The organism is Siphonobacter sp. SORGH_AS_0500 (genome assembly GCF_031453245.1).
GTDB lineage: Bacteria > Bacteroidota > Bacteroidia > Cytophagales > Spirosomataceae > Siphonobacter.
The window spans coordinates 1,258,383-1,282,487 of record NZ_JAVIYT010000001.1 but is presented as its reverse complement, the minus strand read 5'-3'; the positions used below and the strand labels follow the sequence as shown (position 1 = coordinate 1,282,487).

At 46.3% G+C, this 24,105-nt stretch carries 15 protein-coding genes and 1 pseudogene; 2 read left to right on the top strand and 14 right to left on the bottom strand.

What is annotated here, in order from left to right; all coding sequences use genetic code 11:
- Positions 1 to 1,752 (top strand): DUF262 domain-containing protein, encoded by a 1,752-nt coding sequence (locus QE357_RS05410; RefSeq protein WP_309706340.1) that lies wholly within the window; start codon positions 1 to 3, stop codon positions 1,750 to 1,752.
- Between the two features lie 214 nt (positions 1,753 to 1,966).
- Here QE357_RS05410 and QE357_RS05405 read toward each other — a convergent pair whose 3' ends face one another.
- The 7 genes and pseudogenes from QE357_RS05405 to QE357_RS05375 all read right to left on the bottom strand — a co-directional run bounded on the left by QE357_RS05405 (position 1,967) and on the right by QE357_RS05375 (position 10,539).
- Positions 1,967 to 2,623: an HAD family phosphatase gene (locus QE357_RS05405; protein ID WP_309706339.1), complete on the bottom strand. Its 657-nt coding sequence runs from the start codon at positions 2,621 to 2,623 to the stop codon at positions 1,967 to 1,969.
- Positions 2,624 to 2,820: 197 nt separating this feature from the next.
- The gene (locus tag QE357_RS05400; RefSeq protein WP_232793641.1) at positions 2,821 to 4,479 is read right to left on the bottom strand and encodes a sodium/sugar symporter; all 1,659 of its coding nucleotides are present in this window, start codon (positions 4,477 to 4,479) and stop codon (positions 2,821 to 2,823) included.
- 44 nt (positions 4,480 to 4,523) lie between these two features.
- Positions 4,524 to 5,226: pseudogene (locus QE357_RS05395) on the bottom strand (L-ribulose-5-phosphate 4-epimerase).
- A 153-nt stretch (positions 5,227 to 5,379) separates the two neighbouring features.
- On the bottom strand, positions 5,380 to 6,864 hold the full coding sequence (gene araA / locus QE357_RS05390; RefSeq protein ID WP_106636184.1) for an L-arabinose isomerase: 1,485 nt from the start codon (positions 6,862 to 6,864) through the stop codon (positions 5,380 to 5,382).
- 218 nt (positions 6,865 to 7,082) lie between these two features.
- The gene (locus QE357_RS05385) at positions 7,083 to 8,747 is read right to left on the bottom strand and encodes a ribulokinase (RefSeq protein WP_106636183.1); all 1,665 of its coding nucleotides are present in this window, start codon (positions 8,745 to 8,747) and stop codon (positions 7,083 to 7,085) included.
- 74 nt (positions 8,748 to 8,821) lie between these two features.
- Positions 8,822 to 9,517, bottom strand: a complete 696-nt coding sequence (locus QE357_RS05380) for an NrtR DNA-binding winged helix domain-containing protein (RefSeq protein ID WP_106636182.1) — start codon at positions 9,515 to 9,517, stop codon at positions 8,822 to 8,824.
- 89 nt (positions 9,518 to 9,606) lie between these two features.
- Positions 9,607 to 10,539, bottom strand: coding sequence for an arabinan endo-1,5-alpha-L-arabinosidase (locus tag QE357_RS05375; protein WP_309706338.1), 933 nt, complete (start codon positions 10,537 to 10,539; stop codon positions 9,607 to 9,609).
- Between the two features lie 450 nt (positions 10,540 to 10,989).
- On the opposite strand from QE357_RS05375, the gene QE357_RS05370 reads away from it, so the two are divergent.
- Positions 10,990 to 11,328 carry a YegP family protein gene (locus tag QE357_RS05370; RefSeq protein ID WP_409050261.1) on the top strand — a complete coding sequence of 113 codons (339 nt, stop codon included), beginning with the start codon at positions 10,990 to 10,992 and terminating at the stop codon, positions 11,326 to 11,328.
- 143 nt (positions 11,329 to 11,471) lie between these two features.
- Here the strand turns inward: QE357_RS05370 and QE357_RS05365 are convergent, their stop codons facing one another.
- The 7 genes from QE357_RS05365 to QE357_RS05335 all read right to left on the bottom strand — a co-directional run bounded on the left by QE357_RS05365 (position 11,472) and on the right by QE357_RS05335 (position 23,962).
- Complete coding sequence (locus QE357_RS05365; RefSeq protein ID WP_309706336.1) at positions 11,472 to 13,433, bottom strand: alpha-L-arabinofuranosidase C-terminal domain-containing protein; 1,962 nt, start codon at positions 13,431 to 13,433, stop codon at positions 11,472 to 11,474.
- Positions 13,434 to 13,452: 19 nt separating this feature from the next.
- A complete protein-coding gene (locus QE357_RS05360; protein ID WP_309706335.1) occupies positions 13,453 to 14,988 on the bottom strand; it encodes an alpha-N-arabinofuranosidase in 1,536 nt (511 codons plus the stop codon).
- 248 nt (positions 14,989 to 15,236) lie between these two features.
- Positions 15,237 to 15,905, bottom strand: coding sequence for a DUF3823 domain-containing protein (locus QE357_RS05355; protein ID WP_309706334.1), 669 nt, complete (start codon positions 15,903 to 15,905; stop codon positions 15,237 to 15,239).
- 1 nt (position 15,906) lies between these two features.
- Positions 15,907 to 17,754: a RagB/SusD family nutrient uptake outer membrane protein gene (locus tag QE357_RS05350; RefSeq protein ID WP_309706333.1), complete on the bottom strand. Its 1,848-nt coding sequence runs from the start codon at positions 17,752 to 17,754 to the stop codon at positions 15,907 to 15,909.
- Between the two features lie 11 nt (positions 17,755 to 17,765).
- On the bottom strand, positions 17,766 to 20,903 hold the full coding sequence (locus QE357_RS05345) for a TonB-dependent receptor (RefSeq protein ID WP_309706332.1): 3,138 nt from the start codon (positions 20,901 to 20,903) through the stop codon (positions 17,766 to 17,768).
- Between the two features lie 407 nt (positions 20,904 to 21,310).
- Positions 21,311 to 23,149, bottom strand: coding sequence for a glutamine--fructose-6-phosphate transaminase (isomerizing) (gene glmS / locus QE357_RS05340; protein ID WP_309706331.1), 1,839 nt, complete (start codon positions 23,147 to 23,149; stop codon positions 21,311 to 21,313).
- A gap of 336 nt (positions 23,150 to 23,485) precedes the next feature.
- Positions 23,486 to 23,962, bottom strand: a complete 477-nt coding sequence (locus QE357_RS05335; protein ID WP_106636174.1) for a PA2169 family four-helix-bundle protein — start codon at positions 23,960 to 23,962, stop codon at positions 23,486 to 23,488.
- Between the last annotated feature and the right edge of the window lie 143 nt (positions 23,963 to 24,105).

Genomic DNA, 24,105 nt, shown 5'->3' with positions numbered 1-24,105 from the left:
ATGGCAAAAGTCTTTAAAGAAGTTAATTACCCCTTACTTACCCTGATTCAGCAAATAGAATTAGGCATCATTGGCTTACCCGATTTACAGCGTCCTTTCGTATGGCCTGATACTAAAGTCCGTGATCTTTTTGATAGTTTGTATAAAGGGTACCCCGTGGGCTATTTTCTGTTCTGGGCCAACGCCAATGTGGGTGGACACAAGGGTATCGGTACGGATCACAAACAGAAACACCCCGATCTGCTGATTGTCGATGGGCAACAACGGTTAACGTCGCTGTATGCCGTGATGAAAGGACAGGAAGTCATCCGGGAGAATTACGACAAAGCTACCATACGGATTGCCTTCAATCCCCTAGAGGAGAAATTTGAAGTTCCTGACGCTTCCATTCAGAAAAACCCGCGGTACATCCAGAACATCTCGGTGCTCTGGCAGCCGGATACGTATCTGGACGAAGTGATGGATGAATACATTGAGCGATTAAAGAGTAGCGTAGAACTCAGTCGCGATGATATCCGGAGAATCAAACGCATCATCAATGATCTGAAAAACCTGGAAAACTACACCTTCTCGGCACTGGAACTTTCGCATACGATTTCGGAAGAGCAAGTCGCGGACGTGTTTGTTCGTATCAATTCACAGGGAAAGAAACTCAATCAGGCCGACTTTATTCTCACGCTCATGAGCGTATTCTGGGAAGACGGCCGCCGCGAACTAGAAGAATTTTGCCGACAGTGCCGACTGCCCAGTAAAAATACACCGTCCCCGTATAACTACCTCATTGAGCCTGATCCGGATCAGCTGTTACGGGTATCCATTGGCCTAGCCTTTCACCGGGCCGCTCTGAGGCATGTATACAGCATTTTACGGGGCAAAGATCTTGACTCGGGTGATTTCAGCACGGAGCGTCGGGACGGCCAGTTTGAAAAGCTAAAAATCGCTCAAGCGAAAGCCCTTGATCTGCAACACTGGCACGAGTTCATCAAAGCCATTAAACAGGCCGGGTTCGCCCATGCCAACTACATCAGTTCGGCTAACAATCTGCTGTATGCGTACGTACTTTTCCTGATTGGTCGGGAAGAGTACCGCATGGAACTCTACGAGCTCAAGCGACTCATGGCCCGCTGGTTTTTCATGTCATCTCTGACCGGACGGTATACGGGTTCGCCAGAATCCATGATGGAAGGAGATTTGACCCGCTTGCGTAGCATCACCGATGCAGAAGGTTTCCGAATGGCATTGGATGAAATCATCGATAGTAAACTAACGAACGATTTCTGGGATAAAACCCTGCCGCTGGATTTGGCTACCTCGTCTTCTCAAAGTCCATCCCTATACGCCTATTATGCGTCCCTGTACATCTTGGATGCGTATGGCTTATTCTCAAAACTCAAGGTTTCTGATCTGCTACAGGAAGGACTGAAAAGTAAAAAATCAGCATTGGAACGGCACCATTTGTTTCCGAAAGCCTGGTTGCAGCGGAATGGTGTCACAGAAAAGCGGGATACGAACCAGATAGCCAATTATGCATTGGTTGAATGGAGTGATAACATCTCCATTGCGGATACGCATCCAGCCGGATATTTACCTGCATACATAAGTCGACTCACTACGCAGGAACAGGAAAAAATGGCTTATTGGCACGCCTTACCCGAAAATTGGGAAACGCTTTCGTATACTGATTTTCTAATGCTTCGCCGACAAAAAATTGCTCTGGTCATTAAAGATGCGTTTTTGATGTTAAAAAGTTGATTAACGACAAAGAGCTGCCTCTTGTCTTGAAGTAGCTCTTTGTCGTTGAATGATCTAATACTCGTCAATCCATTTGATTTAAGCAGGTTGTCAGCAACTGGGATAGTAATTTAGATTAATCCCTATGCTATAATTTTAAATTCATAAATTAGGGAATTCGATCTTTATACCAAGGTTTAGAATTTAAATGAGGAACCTGCCAAAAGCGTTTTTCTTACTTCGCCAACTCCTCTTCCAAATCAATCTCCGTATAATCTTTCACGCATTTACGAACACTGGTAAAGGTTTCGAATTCTTCGGCTTTGTGCGTGGTGGTCAGGATGATGGCTTCCATACCCGCGTTGAAGGCCGTGCGGGCTCCCGTGGGAGAATCTTCGAATACCAGACAGGCTTCCGGTTCCACGCCCAGCGTCTGAGCTACCTGAAAAAATACGCTCGGGTCAGGCTTGCCTTTCTTGACATCGCGGTCACAAACGATGGCTTTGAAGTAGTGCCGGATGTTGAGGTTATCGAGCACATAATCCACGTTCTCGTAGCGGGCCGCCGTGCCAATGCCCATTGGAATATTCAGCTCTGCGGCTTTCGCCAGTAACTCGGGTAAGCCGTCAATGAGGCGAAGCTGCTCCAGGAATATCTCCCGATACCGGGCTTCTTTCTCCGCTGAAATACGATCTCTTTCTTCAAACGTATACTGATCACCGAAAATCCGTACCAGAATATCATCGTTCATGCCGTGGCAGGTAGCAATGACCTCCTCCAGGGTCAACTCCTTCCCTACCTCGGCCAGTTTCGATTGCCAGGCGTGGTGGTGAACCATCATGTTATCCACCATCGTCCCATCCATATCGAAGATTAAAGCTTTCTTTTTCATGAGGCAAAGGTAGTTTTCAGTTGGCTGTTTACCGTTTTCTGTGGACGTTAATAATGAAATCTTAATCCTGTACATGGCCTACCGTACTTAACCACAGAGTTCCTCAGAGTTATGCACAGTGTTACTCTGTGTTATAACTCTGAGGAACTCTGTAGTTAATTTTAACTAACTGAAAACGGTAAACCAACAACTGACAACTAATAGAAGACTCCGTAAATTGTCAGAATCAGGCCTGTGATGGTTAGGGCTCCGATCAGGAAGGGCGTGGATACCTTGAACCAGTTGGATTCCACCATAAAGGCTTTGGGGTTATCTTTGCCTTTGGATTCGAATAAGCTAATCGCTACGTGAACGACTACGCAAATCCAGAATACGGTACCCATGCGGTTCAGGAAAGGCATATCAGGAGCCTGGTATTTGAACAGCGTGGACAAAGGAATACTCAACAGGGCCGATACTAGAGCTCCATTGGTAGTCGCTTTTTTCCAGAAGAAACCTAATAGGAAAATCGCCAGAATACCCGGAGAAATGAAGCCAGTATACTCCTGAATGTACTCAAAACCCTGACCGAAATTCCGCAGCAAAGGACTCAGGATTAACGCGATACCAAAAGCAACCACAATAGAAACCCGACCCAGCCAAACGGTTTGTTTCTCATCCAGATTGGTATTGAAGAATTTCTTGTGAATGTCCAGTACGTAAATAGTGGAGATACTGTTTGCCTTTCCCGCCAGCGAGGCTACAATAGCCGCCGTCAGAGCCGCGAACGCCAGTCCTTTCAGACCTGCGGGTAATAAGTTTAGCAATACGGGGTACGAGTTATCAGGCTTCACAATTCCCCCCTCGGTAATTCCCTGAACGATGGACGGATCGGCATTTTCCTGAAACAATACGTAAGCCGCCAGACCGGGTAATACCACGATGAAAGGCATCATTACTTTCAGAAACGAAGCAAAAAGCAAACCATTACGGGCCGTACTCAGATCCGCACCCAGAGCTCGCTGGGTAATGTACTGGTTACAGCCAAAGTAGTTGAAGTTCACAATCCACTGACCGCCGATGATGAACATCATCATACCGGGTAACTGGTTATAGGCATCAATAAACCCACCGCGACCATCGTGCACGCTATACTGCCCCGGTGAAAACACCATGTGCATGTGGCTGTCGGCCTTTTCTTTCAGCAGGCTTAATCCCTCCAGCACACCGGAACCCGTACCTACGCGATCCGAAAGTAAATCCAGAGCCAGATACGTAGTGGCTAAACCACCCACTACCAGACAAACCACCTGAATAACGTCGGTATAACCGATTACCTTCATCCCACCCAGGGTAATAAATACGGCAAAGACCGTCAGGAAGATGGCGGACGGCATGAAGCCAAAACCCGTCATTTTTTCGAGACTAATTGCTCCCAGGTAAATGATGGAAGTCAGGTTAACGAGAATGTACAGTAACAGCCAGAATACCGCCATGATCGTCGCTAGTCGCCCGTCGTACCGAATCTGGAGAAACTGCGGCATGGTGTATATCTTGTTTTTGATATACATGGGCAGGAAGTAAATGGCGATGATAATCAGCGAGAAAGCTCCGGCTAACTCGTACACTGAAATAGCCAGCCCTAATTGAAAGGCCTGCCCGCTCATGCCAATGAACTGTTCTGCTGAAATGTTGGAAGCGATGATAGATGAACCAATGGCCCACCACGTAAGCGACCCTTCAGCCAAAAAGAAGTCCTTGGAATCGGCGGTTTGTTTGCCTTTATTTTTGAAGACCCAGTAACCGTAAACGGCCACTATCACGAAATAAATCAGAAAGATCGCGTAGTCAATGGATTCAAGTCCCAGCGTTATCATGCAGGCTTAGAGGATTTGTTAGGATAGAGATAAGTGCTTTTTAACTAACAGCCTTGACCATAATAGGCATCTTTGCCATGCTTACGGAAGAAGTGCTTGTCAATCAGGGTTTGTTTCAGTCGGGGAACGTCTGGGCGAAGCGTGCAGGACAGATAGGCCATTTGAGCAACGGCTTCGAGAACACCGGCGTTGTAAACCGCTTTTTCTGCCGTTTTTCCCCAGGTAAAGGGAGCGTGATTACCGAGAAGGATCATCTCTACTTCTTCATACGAAAGCTGACGACGCTCAAACTCATTCAACACCTGAAAACCCGTTTCGTATTCGTAGTTACCCTTAATCATCTCGTCTTCCATGGGCGGAGCACAGGGAATGTCCGTGGTGAGGTGGTCGGCGTGGGTAGTTCCGAGGATGGGAATATCAAGCTGAGCCTGAGCCCAGGCGGTAGCGTACATGCTGTGCGTATGCACGATGCCGCCAATGTTCTCCCAGTGTTTGAAAAGCACGGCGTGGGTTTTGGTATCCGGAAGAAGGACGCTTGGTTCCTTCCACCACCTGAGCTTCATAATCACAGATGACGATGTCTTCAGGTTTCAGAAATTCGTAGGGGACACCGGAGGGTTTGATGGCAAACACACCTTTTTCCCGATCCACCACCGAGGCATTACCGAAGGTAAAAACCACGAGATTCAGTTTGGGAAGCATCATGTTTGCTTCGTAACACTCCTCTTTTAGACTTTTATAACTCATACCAATGGGGAGTTTTAAATGTTATTGCTGAATATTTTGATCAGTCCTTCGGCTTAGGAATGCCGCTGCCAGCCTTTTCGCTGGCAGCCCACTCCTTTCTTCTTCATAACTTTATTACTTCAAGTAATGCTGCCAGCAAAAGCTGGCTGGATACTACTTATAGCTCACATCATTCCAGCGAAGTTCATTCTTCAGCTGACGCAGATTGGTATCTTTATCGATTACCACCAGTTCGGTACCAAACATATCGGCGAAGTCCTCGATGTATTCGGTCGTCAGGTTTTGGCTGTACACCGTGTGGTGAGCTCCACCGGCCAAAATCCAGGCCGCACAGCCCGTTTGCATATCCGGCTGGGGTTTCCAGAGTACACGGGCTACGGGTAACTTAGGTAATTCCTCCTGAGCTGCCACGGCTTCTACTTCGTTTACCAAAATCCGGAAACGGTTTCCTACGTCGATAACGGACACGTTCAGAGCGGGGCCACCGGCTGCGTTAAATACCAGACGTACAGGATCAGCCTTGCCACCAATGCCCAGCGGGTGAATCTCACAGGAAGCCTGACCATCCGCGATGGAAGGACAGATTTCCAGCATGTGTGAGCCCAATACGAGGTTATTACCAGGACTGAAGTGATAGGTATAATCTTCCATAAAGGAGTTACCCCCTTTCAAGCCACTCGCCATCGTTTTCATGGTACGAACCATGGCCGCCGTTTTCCAGTCGCCTTCGCCACCAAACCCGTAACCCGCCGCCATCAGACGTTGCGAGGCAATACCGGGTAATTGAGCCATACCGTGCAGATCTTCGAAGGTATCCGTATAGGCTTTGTAGTTTCCATCTTCCAGGAAGGCCTTCATGCCTAACTCAATACGAGCAGCTTCGCGAAGGGACTGACGGAATTCACCATCCTGACGTAACGAAGCAGCTACTTTATATTCGTCTTCGTACTCCGAAATCAAACGATCAATTTCAGCGTCGGAGATTTGATTAACGACCTGAACCAGATCACCAATCCCGTGGGTATTCACCGAATACCCAAAGGTCATTTCAGCGGATACTTTGTTACCCTCCGTTACGGCTACATATCGCATGTTGTCGCCAAAACGAACGACTTTCATGCCTTGCATTTCGTAACGAGCTACCGATACCCGAGCCCAAACGCTGATTTTTTGAATCACGTCTTCCTGCTGCCAGTGGCCTACCACTACTTTACGATTCATCCGCATCCGCGACATGATGAAACCGAATTCGCGGTCGCCGTGAGCAGACTGGTTCAGGTTCATGAAGTCCATGTCGATACTACTCCAGGGGATATCGCGATTGAACTGCGTGTGCAGGTGCAACATGGGTTTCTGAAGAGCTTTCAGACCCAGAATCCACATTTTTGCTGGAGAAAAGGTGTGCATCCAGGTAATAATGCCCGCACAATTAGGAGCTACGTTGGCATCCTGAACGATGCGGTAGATTTCTTCGGTAGTTTTAACAACGGGCTTGAAAACGACCCGCACCGGAAGAGAAGCATTTAAATGTTCGGCAATGGTTTTGGAATGTTCATCTACCTGACGGAGTGTTTCTTCTCCGTATAAATGCTGGCTACCCGTTACGAACCAGACCTCAAACTGTTTTAAATCGAGCATGATCTTGATTACTGAAAATCAGTTTATTAATTAAGTAAATCGTTGCAATTTTTATGCTGTTTCGGAGTTACAAATGCCTGACAGATGGCTTTCGGATTGCAAATCCGAAAGAGCTTCTTCCGCGACTGCGTCGCTGGAAAAAGGCGTTTTCAATGCCCAGCGTCACAGACGTTTTTCTCAGGAATCCGCGTTTTATTGGCAATCCTCCTAAACGCCTTTTAAGCGTGTCCCAATAAGGCGGGTTCTTCTTTCCCAAACTCCACAAAGTGACCTAAATCCAGGAATTTCTGATAGAGCTTTTTATAGACTTCTACCTTTTCAGGTTGCGGTTCATAAATCGCATCAAAGCCAGAAGACATCGCCGCCTGGGCTTCGCCTACGTTTGCATGAACACCTGCCGCTACGGAAGCAAACATGGCTGCTCCCAACGCACAAGCCTGATCAGACTTGGCAATTTTGATCGGCATATCCAGGACGTTCGCCAGCGTTTGCATCGCAAAAGCAGACTTCCGGGCCACACCACCAATGGCAATGACCTGTTTGATGGGGACGCCTTCATTCACAAAACGATCCACGATATTTTTCGAACCGTAAGCCGTCGCTTCTACCAGAGCTTTAAATACCCGAGCAGTATCACTGCCCAGATTCAGACCCATGATGGCTCCTTTCAGCGTGTGATTGGCATCCGGCGTGCGACGACCATTGAACCAATCAATAGCCACGGGATCATTTTCAGTCAAGGGTAACTGAATCGCTTTTTCCGATAAATGCGGGATTAATTGCTTGCGGATGGTTTCAGCGGCTTCCTCGCCGAGTAATTCCCGCACGGGTTGCAGCACCAGACGTTGTAACCAGGCATAGATGTCACCATAGGCTGACATCCCGGCTTCCATGCCTAACATGCCGGGAATAACAGAACCATCTACCTGTCCGCAAATGCCGCGAACGAGCAGATTACCTATTTCTTCGGTTGGTGCTACGAGCATATCGCAAGTAGACGTTCCGATCACTTTACAAAGCGAATACGCTTCAATGGTTCCCCCCACGGCACCCATATGAGCATCGAACGCTCCTACGCCGATGATCGCCTGATCGGAAATGCCCAGTTTTTCAGCCCATTCCTTAGAGATTTGGCCCATGGCTTCATCTGAAGTATAAGTATCCTGGAATAACCGATCCCGAAGGCCACTTAGTAAGGGATCGAGCTTCGTCAGGAATTCTTCGGAAGGCAGGCCATCGAAGTCTTCGTGCCAGAGAGCCTTATGGCCCGCCGCACAACGACTGCGTTTTAGGGTTAAGGGGTTGGTGTTACCCGTCAAAACGGCGGATACCCAGTCACAATGTTCAATCCAAGAAAAGGCTTTTTCTCTTACTTGCTCATCGACCCGCAGCGTTCGCAGAATTTTTGACCAGAACCATTCGGAAGAATAAATGCCACCAACGTATTTAGTGAAGTCAGGGTCCCAGGAGTGAGCTAAATCGTTGATTTCCTGGGCTTCTTTATTCGCCGTATGATCTTTCCAGAGAATAAACATTCCGTTTGGATTCTCTGCAAATTCGGGTAATAAAGCCAGCGGAGTTCCATTTTCATCCACCGGGCCGGGCGTTGAGCCTGTAGTATCTACGGAGATTCCTACGACGTTCTGACGCACTTCTTCGGAAGCTCCTTTCAAGGCTTCCTTGATGGTATATTCCAGCCCTTCGAGGTAGTCGAGCGGATGCTGGCGGAACTGCGAATGCGGGGCATCGCAGTACAAACCCTGTTTCCAGCGAGGGTACTCATAAACGGCGGTTCCGATTTCTTCTCCCGTTTGAGCATTCAACACGAGTGATCGTACTGAATCGGTCCCATAATCAACGCCAATCACGTATTTTGCTGCCATTATTCATTTAAAGTGTTAAGCTGACACATTCTAAGTATTTCATTAGTCAAAGACTACATTTATTTCAAATGACCTTAAAAGTCAGAGATAAAATTCAGGAACGCATTGAATTGCCGTTGATACCGCTCCTGATCCAGCCGATACAGAATGGCTTTTTTAGTAGCCCCCTGCTCGTTCTTCTCTCCGGTATCCAGTAAAAGCTTGGTAGACAAAATTTTACGACTAAAATTCCGTCGGTCGAACGTGTTACTGTAGATGGCTTCGTATAGACGCTGGAGCTGGGGAATGGTGAATTTTTCGGGTAATAATTCAAAGCCAATCGGGTGTAAGGCGGCTTTGTAACGAAGCCGCTGCAAGGCCATCGTTACCATTCGATCATGGTCGAAAATGAGTGAAGGTTTTTTATCCAGACTTACCCAGTAGGCATTGTTTGCACGGGCTAGCTCAGTATCGTGGTCATGAATATTAATGAGGGCGTAAAAACTCACAGAGACTGTCCTTTCTACCGGATCACGCTTCACTTCTCCAAAAGCCTGCAATTGCTCCATGTAGACGTTCTCCAGCCCTGTTAATTCGTGCAGAATACGCTTTGCTCCTACTTCAAGATCCTCGTTCTCATTCAGAAAACCTCCCATTAACGACCACTTGCCTTTCTCGGGCTCAAAATTTCGTTTGATGAGCAAGACTTTTAGATCTTCTCCATCAAAGCCAAAGATGATACAATCGGTGGCGACCAATACGCGGTTATCATGAGGATACTGTTGAAGCATGGATTCAATACAACATAGAGGAATAATCGTGTCGAAATAACACATTAATTTTGAAATAAACCATAATTTAATTTAAAAATTCCATTAAATTATTTGTTTTCCGTAAGTATGGGCCAGCCCTTTTTATAGGATAGGGATAAGCGTTTTTGCTTCGATTTGCCGTTATCCTCCGCATCGTAGTAATGAATCGATACCTGTTTCTTCTCCTTCAGTAAACCCACATGACCCGGACCAATATATCGCCCCGACGTACGAAGAACCAGGGTGCCCCCACCTTTGGTTAAATCCTTTCCTTCCGCATCCAGAAAAGGCCCCAAAGGATGTTCCGAACGTCCCACCACAATGTAATACGTGCTGTTTACCCCTTTGCAACATTGGCCGTTATTCACAAAAAGGTAATAATAGTTTCCTTCCTTGGTCAGACAGGCAGCTTCCCAATCCGAGGCATTTCCTCCGGCTACTCTCGTGACGCTGGCTCCGTCTTTTATCTTTCCCGTTGAAGCGTCCAGCTCTACCGTTCCAATCCCCCCAAAAAAGGAACCATAGGTCAGATATACCCGTCCATCAGTATCCTGCAAAAGGCTGGGATCGATGGCATTAAAACCCTTCCGATCTTTGGATTCGATTACCATTCCTTCGTCTTGCCACTGGTAATCCGGTGATTTTTGATCGAGGGTCACGTTGGTCGCTAACCCTATGGCGGAGGTGGAAGAACCGAAGGTTGAGCAGGAATAATAGAGGTAATACTTCCCATTCATTTTCAGGACATCGGGAGCCCAGAAGTGTCCTTTAAAGCCCGGAACGCTGGTATTCACCCACTCCGGCCAGCTTCCCTTTTTGAAGACGGACTCGGCTTGCTGCCAGTTTTTCAGGTCGGTGGAAGTTTGAACCGTAATGCCGTGACCCGTTGAGAAAAAGTAATACTTGCCTGCGTCATTAATGATTGTGCTGGGGTCGTGCGAGGCAGGGTCCTGAGCGAACATTTTTAACGGTAATACCAGTAATAAGAGGCTACGTAACATGAGTTTTTAGATGTAGAGGTTGTTCAAAATGGCATTTTTATATAAAAGAGGAAGGTCGCTTATATCCTAAGATTATCATCCATAACGAAGCTAGGGACCTTGTTACCTTTACGATTTACCTGAGGATGAGATTTACATTACGCCTCTGCTAAGCTCCTTCGCTTTACTCGGAATGACAGGCTAGGTTATAAGGGCAGGTGGGAATCTGCCTCAGAGTAGGAACGAGATGGAATCTCGCACCAGTGATACCCATGCACTCATATTCTTCTGCTTTATCCCGTTATGAATTGCTCACAATCGTATGGCTATGAGTCTAGCGAAATGAATAAAATTCACTAGAATTTTTACGAACATATTATCATTTAACAATATATTAGCTTACTATTCAACTAGTAATTACCTTCTAAAACATCAGGTAGTATCGATTTATCTTACTACTAATCATCTTCAATCATGGGAAAATTTGTAATTAAAAACCGCAAGAATGGTGAGCTCCAGTTTGATCTTAAAGCGGGTAATGGGCAGACTATTTTAACAAGCGAAGGGTATACTACGAAAACTGCTTGCTTAAATGGTATTGAGTCAGTAAAGAAAAACGCTCCTGACGACAGTAACTATGAACGGAAAACGTCGTCTAACGGAAAGCCTTATTTTAATTTAAAAGCGGGGAATGGCCAGATTATCGGTTCCAGCGAAATGTATGCAAGCGAAGCGGGTCGCGAGAATGGCATCGAATCAGTAAAGAAAAATGCTCCTGATGCTTCCGTTGAGGAGGATCTCGGTGCATAAGTTAGTCCTCAGGGATGCAGCCACTGGTATCAGATTTCAATCCTGTACGAGTATTACTCTGTTTTATCCCTATTTATTTTCATCAAAAACGAAGGCCGGGATTACCAAACCCGGCCTTTTCACTTAACCAACCTAACCAACTACTATTTCACTACTTTTACCCGAATCACGGAGAAGGATTGAGGAGCCAGGGTCAGGTTTAGTTTGGTACCTTTCACGGCTAATTCTTCTTCGGTAGGACTTACCTGTTTCGGATTTTCAAAACTATTTTCAGAATCTAACTCTGCTCCTTTCATCGTCCATCGTTTGGCCTTGCTGTCCAGTTTCTTCACTCCTTCCAGGTTAATTGTTTCGGTCTGAGCCTGATCGGACGTATTAACCAACTTCAGAATGATTTCCTTCGTAGGTTCATCCCAGGTGGCCGAAGCGTAGAGCTTATTTTTACCCGCTACCCACTCGTTATTAGCGGTAATGGGTAATACTTTCGTTCCTTTATTAGTCGAGTATAATTTCTGAACGTAATAATTAGGCGTTCCGTAGGATTGCAGGTTATTCATCCAGATCAGGTCGGGCGTCCATTGCCAACCATCGGCATGAGCGAACAAGGGAGCATAGGAAGCCATATGAACCATATCCGCATTCCGTTCCAGACCAGTCATGAAAGCTGCTTCTGACAAGGCACATAACCAAGTGTTTTTGTTATTCTGGCTGGCAATATCTTTGCTTTGAGAAGCATATTCACCCGCAAAGATTTTAGGACCCTTCCGGTCATAATCATCGTAGCGATTGGCGTTTTCCATGAACCACTGAGGGCTGCGGTAGTAATGCTCATCCACAATGTCCGCCTTTAACTCACGTAATTTTCCGCTCAGAAAACCGAAGACTTCGCCATCGGGATTAGGTCCAGCACTGGAAATCAGACGTACATTAGGGTATTTTGACTTGATCGCTTTTTCAAAAACCACGTAACGATCAATGTATTGAGGGCCCCACTGCTCGTTACCAATGCCTAATAATTTCAGGTTAAAAGGCTTGGGATGGCCCATTTCAGCTCGTAGTTTTCCCCATTTCGTATCCGTTGAACCGTTTGCAAATTCAATCAGATCCAGAGCGTCCTGCACATAAGGATCGAGTTCATCGACAGGAACTACCTCACCCGAGTTATACTGACAGGCCATACCACAGTTCAGGATGGGCAAAGGTTCGGCACCGATGTCTTCCGAAAGCTGAAAATATTCAAAGAAACCCAGGCCAAACGTTTGGAAGTAATCGGGAGTCAGGCGGTGTTTGAATTCAGTATTCCAGCGGTTAATTTCCCCTTTACGGGCTTCAATCGGCCCTACCGTATTTTTCCACTGATACCGCCGATCCAGGTCATAGCCTTCCACGATACATCCACCGGGGAAACGCAGAAAGCCAGGTTTCATATCGGCCAGTAACTGTACTAAATCGGCCCGTAAGCCGCCCGGACGGTTCTTCCAGGTGTCTTTCGGAAATAGGGAAATCATATCCAGATCAGCCGTTCCTTTTCCTTCAAACCAGATATTCAGCTTCGCTTTAGGTTCAGTCTTGCTGGCCGTAAAGCTAACCGAATGTTTCTTCCAGTCATTACTCGTCAAAGGCAGCGATGCTGTGCCTAACACCTGACCTTCCCCGTTCACCAGTTCCAGTTTCAGCGTCAGGTTTCCTTCTACATTTTTAGATAAAATCGAGAAGTCATAACCGACACCCTGTTTGATGCCCATTCCCCGGAAGCCTTCGTTAATCAGGCCGTATTTCTCCCCGTCGGTTTTTACCCGAAGGAATCGGGGATTAGCGGGCTGATCTGCCCGATTAATCACCAATACACTACCGGTACTTTTTGTACTTCTGCTTTCCCGCCAGCCCATTAAGGGTGTCGTAAATTCAAACGAACGGTTTTTGACTAATTCCGCATAGAGCCCGCCGTCGGCTCCCATGTTAATGTCTTCAAAAAACAGCCCCCACATGGTAGGTTGAACATCCGCTTTGGGCTTATTCACCTGTACCACCAGAGGGGTCTGGGCTGCTACCTGCCCTGCGAGTCCCAGGGCTATTAATGTTTTATACAGTTTAGGTAATTGCATTGGATTTTTGTTAATGATCTTACTTCAATTCCAGCACTACGACAGAAGCAGGGGGAAGTTTCACTTTCAACTGAGCTCCTGAAAGGCTGGCACCTTTGAAATCGGCGGGTTGTATTTTTGTAGGATTCTCGAAGGTATTATAATCCTGTAATTTTGCCGAAGTCAGCACACGACCCGTCACCGTTTTCAGATTCAATCCTTTTAAATCAATGGTTATATCCTGTGCTTTTTTCGGGTCAATATTCACCAGTGAAACGTGCGTCAATCCATTTTTATCTTTAGAAGCGGAAGCTGATACGGCCTTCAGCTTATCCGCCTCAAAGGAATAATCATTACTTTTTAGCTCCACTGGTAGCAAGGTAGCATCCTGATGCACATTGTACATTTCCATAACGTGATAGGTCGGCGTAAGTAACATCTTTTCGTCCTTCGTTAAAATCACGGACTGCAATACATTCACTACCTGAGCCAGATTCGCCATGCGAATACGGTCGGCGTGGTTATTGAAAATGTTCAGCGTCACCCCGGCAATCATTGCATCACGAATGGTATTTTGCTGGTACAGAAAACCGGGATTTGTGCCGGGTTCTACTTCATACCAGCCGCCCCATTCATCCACCACCAGGGCTATTTTCTTCTTGGGATCGTACTTATCCATGATAGCACTGTGCTTCTGCACGAGTTCTTCCATGAACAAAGCCTGCTTCATGGTACCGAAATATTGCTTCTCATCAAATTCGGTAGATGGGCCTTTATGCTGCCAGTTTGTTACGGAATAATGGTGCAAAGCTACCCCCGAAAGCATTTCGTGAGGAATATCCCGCATGAGTACTTCCGTCCAGTGATAATCCGCCGAGTTAGCTCCCGAAGCAATTCTGAACAGTTTCCCGGTATTATTCCAATCCGACATGAAGGTGGCGTATTTCCGGTATTCGTTGGCGTAATATTCCGCTTTCATGTTCCCACCGCAACCCCAGGCTTCGTTCCCTACGCCCCAGAATTTGACATTCCAACTCTTTTCCCGGCCATTTTCTTTCCGAAGACTAGACATCGGACTTTTTCCGTCGAAGTTTACGTATTGCACCCAATCGGTTAACTCCTGAACCGTGCCGCTACCCACATTTCCTGCCAGATAAGGTTCTGTGCCCAGACGCTCGCAGAGATCGAGGAAATCGTGCGTTCCGAAGCTATTATCTTCCGTCACGCCGCCCCACCAGGTGTTTACTATGGAAGGTCGTTTTGCTTTGGGGCCAATGCCGTCTTTCCAGTGATAGGTATCCGCAAAACAACCACCGGGCCAACGAAGGTTTGGAATTTTCAGCTTCTTCAAGGCCTCGACTACATCATTCCGTACCCCTTTCTGGTTAGGAATTTTGGCGTCCTCACCCACGTAAATCCCGCCATAAATGCAGCGGCCCAGGTGTTCGGCAAAATGGCCGTAAATATGTTTATTAATGGTAACGTTCTCAGAAGAATTACTGATCGTCAACTGATTTTGAGCAAAAGTCAGGCTCGAAGCCAGAGCTAAAGCCAGGGTAGTAACTATTTTTTTCATGCAGCAGTAAAAAGGAAGAGGCAAGTGGTTTATTAAAAAGACATTTTCGATCATGTCATAATCACTCCTCCAAAGTTAGACAAATAACGAGGGCATGACTCCCTATGATTTACCTTTAAATTCCTTTATTTTGACATTAATATTGATTAATATATTATTTACTGTCAAAATAGTAGTTAGAACCGCTTTAAACAAAACTTCCCGAAAGCAATTACTTTCGGGAAGTAAGAAAAACCTGAACTACTAAACTACCACTTGATTTCCTGAACGGGCGAATACAGCATCTCCCCTACACCAGCCGTTTTGACTCCAATCCGACCGTAGGCGTAAGCTTTACCCAGATTATTGGGGACGTTTAGCGTAAGGGTCAGATTTTTACTTAAGTCAGCGAGAGCAGTTCCGGTTAAGTCTACACGGGCGGCGTTGTTGTTAATGTCCACAAACTGCGTGGCTCCCAGATAAAAGGTTACCCGCTCAATGGCTTGACTAGCCACTACCTGATTGATTTTCGTTATAGCCGTAATGGTATTTCCATTTTTCGTGTAAGTAGCCGATCCGACCGTGTAATAAGGCGTCACGGGCACGTTAACGGTCATATTCCCCCGGAGGTTTACCTGAATGGTATCACTGTTAGCCACCCAGGGACCGTTACCTCTCAGTAACACCAGCTTATAATCACCATCAAATAGGGTCGCCGAAAACGAACCGTCCTGATCGACATAGACGGGGACTTTCGTGAACGCAGCGTAGCCATGTTGCCATAACTCCAACTGCACACCGTTACTCCTTACCCCCACGGGCAGGTTATTGTACACCACCTGCCCCGTGAGGTTAGATTGTGGAGCATCAAAATTATCTTTTACGCAGCCCGCCAACCCAACTAAAGCCAGCAAACTACCCAGAATTAACTTCTTCATATTAATGGAAAGGATTGCGTACGATTTTGGGATTATTGTTGATAACGGACTGGTCGATTGACGAATAATAATTGCCTAACTGAAACAGACGCGGAGCCCGGTACCGGGGTGCCGCCAATTTCTCGAAAATGTATTTTCCATCTTTCGGGTCACCCGGACGCACGACGCGATAGGGATACAGGGCAAACGCCATGGCGTCGGGGTTACTCGTACTGCCATTCCAGATTTCATGGGCAATCCGCCAGCGTTTCAAATCCCAGACACGGTGATCTTCGAAAGCCAGCTCCACGCGACGCTCGTTCTGAATTTTCTGAATATTCAGCGTTTTCAAACTATTCGCCGGGAAACCCGCCCGCTGACGAAGGGTATTCACATACTGAAGAGCATCGGCGGTTTGTCCGAGCTCAAGAGCGGCTTCGGCAGCGTTCAGATACATTTCGCCCAGCCGGAAACGCACCCACCACATATCGCTCCGAACACCGCGGGTGCTCGCCATCGGGGCAGGGTCAATGTATTTACGCAGATAAAAACCAGTGTTAGACACTTCCGTTTGTGAACGCTGAGGGCCTGAGGTTCCCGTTATCAATTTCCCATCCGTATAGTTTGCTCCCAGGGTGTTGGATTCTACGTTCTGATAGGCACTCCCATTCCAGACTTTTACCCCCGCCTGAATCTGTACTTCCTGTCCGCGAAAGCTGGTTCCCGGATAGATAATTGTTCCGTACAAACGAGCGTCCTTGTTGGCAAAAATGTCCTGTGGACGGTCGTAATAGATGTAATCGCTGTTATCAGCCGTGCGATTTTTCAGTTCACCGGAGCTTCCATCCAGGTATTCATAATCCTCTACCAGATTTAGCGTAGGCGTTACCGCCGACGAACCGAGGTTATCCTCCCGAACCCCACGAGCGATGTTATCGTAAGTAAATCCGTGGCGTTTATCCTTAGCCGTCAGGAAGTCCTGAGCCATGATTACCTCGCGGTTATTTACTTTTTTAGTAATCGCCTCAAAGAAATTTTCACCCAGGTTCGGATTTGACTGATACAGCGTATACGCTCCTGAATTGATGATTTCCTTCGCTGCCGCCAGAGCTTTCGTGTAATAGTCCGTCGCCCGATTGGCCGGAATGCCTACTTCCCCGTTGGGTAAGGTAATGGGAGCGGGCATCTGGTTATTGTACTTGGCAATAGATCCCGCGTACAGCATCGCCCGGCTTTTCAGAGCCAGAGCGGTATACTTGTTAGCCCGGGTGTTACTACCTGAGTTACCCAACTGATCCTTAACGGCATCCAGTTCAGAAGCAATGAAATCATACACTTCGGCTTCCTTATTGCGAGGCTGTTGCAAAGGCGTTGGATCGCCGCTGAAATCGTAGATCAGTTGTTTGGTTACCAGCGGAACACCCCCCATACGTTTCACTAACTCGAAGTACTGATAGGCCCGCAAGAAACGTAACTCCGCCGAAAACTGAGTCTTCTGGGCAGCAGTGAGGGTATTTCCGTATCGTTCAATACTTTCCAGAGCCAGGTTAATGTCCCGAATCAGGCTATAATCCCACAGCCGCCAACGTTCAAAACCATAGGAAATGATGTTGTTTCGTCCATCATCGTTACCCGACCACATGGCCTCATCATAAGATGCGAATTCGGCCCACCCGTTATCAAGCTGAGTGTGTGCAGGTAAACGATTGTAATAGTTAGCCAGCAGGCTGGTAATCATTTTTGCGTCATTCCAAACCTGTTCTTCGGTAATCAGCGTGGGTGACTGTCGCTCCAGCCAATCCCCTTCCTTACAACTGGAAACCAGTACTACTAAAGCGGCCAGAATGAGTTGTTTATAGTTCAGTTTCATGGAAATATCAATTAAAGATTTAAACTAAAGCCTGCATTTACCAGCCGCTGCTGCGGATAAACCAGACCATTTCCTGAAGAAATTTCGGGGTCAATGCCAAACTTCTTGACGTTATCAATCGAGAAGAGGTTTGTCCCATTGATGTACACTCGTAGACCCGAAAGTTTGATTTTCCTCAGCACTTCAGTCGGGATATTATAAGCCAATTCCAGATTCCGAAGGCGGATGTAACTTACGTTCGTTAACCAGAAATCACTTTTGCGGAAATTCACGTGACTAGGGTTATCCTTGCGGATAGCAGGATAGGTTCCGGGTACCCAGGGACTGTCGGGGTTGAAGGGATCTTCGCGGTGCCAGCGATCTTCCAGCATGTAATCGGGCGAATTACCGTTGTTCTGGAAAGGAATTTTCAATTCCCAGTCCCGCTGGAAAGTCTGCATGGTGGCTCCGGCAAAATCAAACTGTAACGTAAAGTTTTTCCAGGAAACACTACTGTTGATACCAAAACTTACATACGGGTTGGCTCCCTCGGCAAAACCAATGGGGCGTTCGTCTAGTCCGTTAATGATTCCATCACCGTTCACATCTTTGTAGATGAAGTCTCCGGGTAACTGGGTACGGTTGCCCTGGCCATCGTTGTTTACCCCGTAGTTATCAATTTCCGCCTGCGACTGGAAGCGACCAATCACCTGGTACCCCCAGTTGATGTTAGCCCAGCGTTGATTCCAGGAGTTACGATACTCATCCCAGGAGTTACCAAAACGGGGTTTGTAAATCCCCTGCACATCCCAGCGACGAGCTACTGTTCCGTTGACGCTGAAGGAATACTGCACATCATTCCACTTGTTCCGATAGGTTAAAATGCCCTCAAAACCCCGATGAGAATCAGAATTCAGGTTTTCATTAGGAAGGGAATACCCCACTTCACTGGGTAACAGAACATCGTAACGAGCCGCAGGCAAACCCTGACGAAGACGCTCGAAGGCATCAAATGTCCCCGAGAATTTTCCGTCGAAGAACGAGAAATCAACGCCGATGTTCCGGTTGGTATTGGTTACCCATGATAGGTTAGTAATAGGTAATCCGCGAGGCTGTAATCCTGTAATCAGGTTGCCATCAAATACCGCCGTTCCGCTGTTCCAGTTATACCCTGGAGAGTAGCTGTAGGGAGCCACAATAAAACCGTCGTTAATCAGATCGCTACCCGTTTTACCATACGAAACCCGAAGTTTCAAATCATCCAGAAAATGGGCAGTATGATCTTTCAGGAATGGTTCCTGCGATAGCCGCCAGCCCAAAGACACACCGGGGAAGAAACCATAACGCTTGCCGGGGGCAAAGAGAAAGGAACCATCGTAACGCCCTACGATCTCAGCCAGATACTTCTGTTTGTAGTTGTAATTAAATCGACCAATGTAACCTGCCCGGGCCTGTACGTTCCACTCGTCCGCCAGATAATCCTGGTTGGCGAAATACTGAATGGGGATGTAGTTATTGGGCGGCACGGTATGCACAACCATGTATTTATTATCCTGATCGTACCGCTCATACGCAGCCACTGCTGACAGGCTATGGTCACCCAGTTGCTTGTTATAACTCAACTGAACCTGAGCAAATCGGTCGATAATATTACGTTTCCGACGTTCTCTCCAGGGATTCTGATTACCGCCCCCCGGTACCAGGTTATAGGTATCCGTCGGCTCATCATAACGATAAGCATTATACGTATATTCAAATCCATCAAAATCGAAATTAGTAAAAGCATACGAATACGTTCCTTTTACAGACAGCCCGAAATCAAAATCGTACTGAGCGTAGAAGTTTCCTTTTCCGTTCATCCATACTTCATCGACGTAACCCGTCACATCTTTTTTATACGTAGCAGGGTTTACGTTTACGTTGTGAGTCTGATTGATGTAGTTAGGGTTATCGTTTGCATACGGACGCTCCGTAGGCCACATGGTGAAGATACTCAGGAACGGATTGAAGTAGTCGTCCAACCCCGGAACCCCCACCTGACTACGTAACTCCCGACGGGCACTAAGCTGAGTACCAATTTTGAAACGCTTCGCCAGAGCCACTTCTACGTTGGTTTGCAGGTTGGTCCGGTTGAATTTATAGTCTGGGATTAAAGCCTGCTGATCCAGGTGTCCGATTGACACATAATAGTTTACCGTTTCATTGGCACCTGAGGCATTGGCATTCAAAGAATACTGCGGTACGTTAGGTCGCATGACCATATCATAATAATCGAAGCTCCGATACCCTTTTTCAGTACCTGCTTTCCACTTAGCTAGTTCTTCGGGAGTCCACGAAGTGGTAATTCGCTGATTCTGATCTGATTCGATCAATCCACGAACGTATTGATAGGCATTTGCAGGTCTGGGATAACGGGTAAAATTCTGAACGCCATAATACCCATTGATGTTGATTACTGGCTTAGAGCCCGCTTTTCCACGCTTGGTTGTTACCAGTACTACCCCATTGGAGGCCCTCAATCCGTAGACCGCGGCAGAAGCATCTTTCAGGATAGAAATGTTATCAATATCATTCTGCCCGAGGTTATTGAAATTACCTGCATCTGAAGGAACGCCATCAATGATAAACAGAGGCGTCCCCATGTTCCGAATCTGAATGCTCGTGCTGGCACCCGGACGGGCATCTGCCTGACGAGCCGTAATCCCCTGAATTTTACCCACTAAAGCTCCAGAAGTAGTGACTGCTGGCGTACGAAGCAGGTCGGATGACTTCAAGGTTCCAACCGCACCCGTTACCGTTGCCCGCGACTGGGTGGTGTATCCTACCACCACTACTTCGGTCAGGTTTTTGGTATCCTGCTGTAACGTAATGGTCATTTGCGTCAGCGACCCTACCGCCATTTCCTGTGGGGTATAACCCACAAAGCTGAAAATCAGTGTAGCATCACTATCCGGTACGTTGATCCTGAATTTTCCTTCTACATCCGTAACTACTCCACGGGTTGTTCCTTTTAATAAGACACTTACGCCCACCAGGGGCTCACCACTGGTATTAATCACGGTTCCCGAAACGGGGACATCTGCCGCCTGCACTACGGCCAGATGAAGACTGAAGAAGAGGAATACAAGTAACCAGCGAAAGGGGTCACTCCTCCGTAAAAGTCGACGCATAGAAATAAGGTTTATAGAGTAATTGTAAGCAATAGGATTCCACTCACTCCGCCTGGCGAAGTGTGAAAAAAGGTAATTAGGCGTGAAGTTCAAGAAGAGAAAAACGTTAGTTTTTCCAGGTTCTTGGAAAACAGGTTTTAAGTCATAGTGGAAAGGTTAAAATCCTGGGCAGGTCCTTTTGAGGTGTAGACGTCTTCTTATAATATTCACTATCTAAGAAATTTATGAACTTATCTACTATGCAAATATATTATCCCACGCTAACTCTAACTCCCTGAAATTTGCTATCCACTGACTGTATTTTGATTATTTATATAATAATTACTATATTTTTTTGCACATAAATTTACTTATGACACTAAAAAACCACCTTTGCAGGTGGTTTCAAACACTTCATGAAAGATTCGTTACTCTACTGTAACTGATTTTGCCAGGTTACGCGGCTGGTCTACGTTACAACCTCGCATGACAGCGATATAGTAAGACAATAATTGCAGAGGAATTACTGATAATAGCGGCGTCAGAATCTCGTGCGTGATCGGAATTTCAATGACGTGGTCTGCCATGGTTGGAATTAGCTTGTCGCCCTCCGTTACTACCGCAATTACCTTCCCTTTCCGGGCCTTTACTTCCTGAATATTCGAGACAATTTTTTCGTAAGACTGGTCCTTTGTCGCAATGAAAACGACGGGCATATCCTCATCAATCAAAGCAATCGGACCGTGTTTCATTTCAGCCGCCGGATAACCTTCGGCGTGGATATAACTGATTTCTTTCAGTTTTAAAGCACCTTCCAGAGCAACCGGGAAATTGAGTCCGCGACCGAGGTAAATAAAGTTACGGGCGTTGCTGAACAAGGCTGAAATCTGCTCGACTTTTTCGGCATTCTTCAGCACTTTCTCAATTTTCTCGGGAATGCGTTCCAGTTCGAACAGGAATCGGCGGAAGGTATCTTCGTGCAGACTGCCTTTCCGACGAGCTACCGCAATGGCCATCTGAGTTAATACCGACACCTGAGCGGTAAATGCTTTGGTAGAAGCAACGCCAATTTCAGGTCCGGCGTGGGTATAAGCACCCGCGTGAGAAATGCGGGGAATGGAAGCTCCGACCACATTACAAATACCCAGAATGATGGCTCCTTTTGACTTAGCCAGCTCTAAGGCTGCCAGTGTATCCATTGTTTCACCAGATTGTGAAATGGCAATGACCACGTCCCCCTCTTGGATGATCGGGTTTCGATACCTGAATTCAGAGGCATACTCTACTTCAACGGGAATCCGGGCCAGCTCTTCAAATATATACTCAGCTACCAGCCCAGCATGCCAGGAAGTTCCACAGGCTACAATGACTATCCGCTGGGATTTGGCAATGTCATCCAAATATTCGCGAAGTCCACCCAAAACCAAGTGGCCTTCATCAGCATTCACCCGCCCTCGTAAACAATCTTTCACCGAACGCGGCTGTTCGAAAATTTCCTTGAGCATGAAATGTTCGTAACCGCCTTTCTCAATCGCCTCCAGCTCCATTTCAATATGCTGGATGTAAGGCGACTGAATAATATTTTCGATATTCTTGACGGTTAACTCGCCATTGCGAACCACCGCAATCTGAAAGTCATCCAGGTAAATAACGTTGTTCGTATACTCAATAATCGGTGTAGCATCGGAAGCGAAAAAATACTCTTGCTCTCCTACGCCAATCACCAGTGGGGAACCTTTGCGAGCTGCGATGAGCTGATCGGGATGCTCTTTGCTCATTACTACAATGGCATAAGCTCCAACCACTTCCTGCATGGCTAACCGGATGGCTTCTTCAATCGAACTATACGTTTCTTTCTGAATGTCTTCAATAAAATTTATGAAAACCTCTGAATCAGTGTCCGAACGAAACTCGTAGCCTTTGTTCTGTAAATTCAGCTTAATAGCTCCGTAATTTTCAATAATGCCATTGTGAATAATGGCCAGGTTTCCCGAGTGAGAATAGTGGGGATGGGAGTTCCGGTCGCTAGGTTCGCCGTGGGTAGCCCAGCGAGTATGCCCGATACCGACGTTACTTTTCAGATTTTCATCGGTTAGCGAAGCCTCCAGATCACTTACTTTTCCCTTCTTTTTATATACCTGTAGACCGTCTCCGGTATTTAAAGCGACCCCTGCGGAATCATAGCCTCGATATTCTAAGCGTTTTAATCCCTTAATAATGAGCGGATAGGCATCCCGGTGTCCCACATAAGCTACAATTCCACACATACGTTTAATTTTTGACTCTTCTTGGTTAATAAAAACGGGGCTGGATAGTAAGAAAAGAACTCATATTATCATTAGATATTCTTAATTACTAATTCGTTGCTTCAAAAGAACGACATCCCGTTTATATTCAAAAACAAAAAGCCAATAATTTTACTTAAATACCTTAAAATCAAACAATTAATTAATTATTTTAAATTTATATCTTGGAATAATAAAAAAATTTAAATAGAATAAATTGCTTTATTTTCAACGCTTATGTATCAGATTATCAATAAAAAAGGCGATTCCATTATTGGAATCGCCTTCTATTCTTAAGACAAAATGCCTATGAATCTACTAGTCTAGTTTAGCGTGCAGATCACGGTATTTTTTCACCGCATCATGCGAATCTTTCAGCTTAGCTTTCTGAGTGCTAATTAACTGACGGATATCTGTCGACATGTTTGCATCTGATTCAAGAGCCGTTTGATAGGCTTCCTGAGCGGCATCTTCACCGAACTCGCAGTTTTCCAGAATCGCTTTACGGTCTTTGCCAGTAAACGCTGCTTTCACGTCCATCCATACCCGGTAGAATTTACCTGAGGTAGTCGTTTCGTCGGTTGGCGTACCGCCCAGATTTACGATTTCGCGGCTCAGTTCATCACGGTAGGTACGGCTTTCATCCGCAAAGCGGTTAAAAAGAGCCTTCAGATCTACGTCTTCGAGTTCTGTTTCGTTTACTGCTTTTTCGTATCCTGAAATCCGGTCGTTATTAATACGTACCAGATCATTTAAAACATCTACTAATTTTTCGTTGGTTACTGTAGTTTCCATGACTTATAAGTTTTATGTGGTTGATAGTCACGATACTAAAGGTTAAAAAAGCAGACCTATTTCATTAATCCCTGAAAATCAAACACTTAATTATATATAAGTTATAAAAATTTGTAGAAAACAGTTCCCGAACGAGTAGAAGT

Coding starts and splice junctions, on each gene's coding strand:
- QE357_RS05410 (WP_309706340.1), top strand. CDS start 1: ATGGCAAAAGTCTTTAAAGAAGTTAATTACCCCTTACTTACCCTGATT.
- QE357_RS05405 (WP_309706339.1), bottom strand. CDS start 2,623: ATGAAAAAGAAAGCTTTAATCTTCGATATGGATGGGACGATGGTGGAT.
- QE357_RS05400 (WP_232793641.1), bottom strand. CDS start 4,479: ATGATAACGCTGGGACTTGAATCCATTGACTACGCGATCTTTCTGATT.
- araA (WP_106636184.1), bottom strand. CDS start 6,864: ATGCTCGATTTAAAACAGTTTGAGGTCTGGTTCGTAACGGGTAGCCAG.
- QE357_RS05385 (WP_106636183.1), bottom strand. CDS start 8,747: ATGGCAGCAAAATACGTGATTGGCGTTGATTATGGGACCGATTCAGTA.
- QE357_RS05380 (WP_106636182.1), bottom strand. CDS start 9,517: ATGCTTCAACAGTATCCTCATGATAACCGCGTATTGGTCGCCACCGAT.
- QE357_RS05375 (WP_309706338.1), bottom strand. CDS start 10,539: ATGTTACGTAGCCTCTTATTACTGGTATTACCGTTAAAAATGTTCGCT.
- QE357_RS05365 (WP_309706336.1), bottom strand. CDS start 13,433: ATGCAATTACCTAAACTGTATAAAACATTAATAGCCCTGGGACTCGCA.
- QE357_RS05360 (WP_309706335.1), bottom strand. CDS start 14,988: ATGAAAAAAATAGTTACTACCCTGGCTTTAGCTCTGGCTTCGAGCCTG.
- QE357_RS05355 (WP_309706334.1), bottom strand. CDS start 15,905: ATGAAGAAGTTAATTCTGGGTAGTTTGCTGGCTTTAGTTGGGTTGGCG.
- QE357_RS05350 (WP_309706333.1), bottom strand. CDS start 17,754: ATGAAACTGAACTATAAACAACTCATTCTGGCCGCTTTAGTAGTACTG.
- QE357_RS05345 (WP_309706332.1), bottom strand. CDS start 20,903: ATGCGTCGACTTTTACGGAGGAGTGACCCCTTTCGCTGGTTACTTGTA.
- glmS (WP_309706331.1), bottom strand. CDS start 23,149: ATGTGTGGAATTGTAGCTTATGTGGGACACCGGGATGCCTATCCGCTC.
- QE357_RS05335 (WP_106636174.1), bottom strand. CDS start 23,962: ATGGAAACTACAGTAACCAACGAAAAATTAGTAGATGTTTTAAATGAT.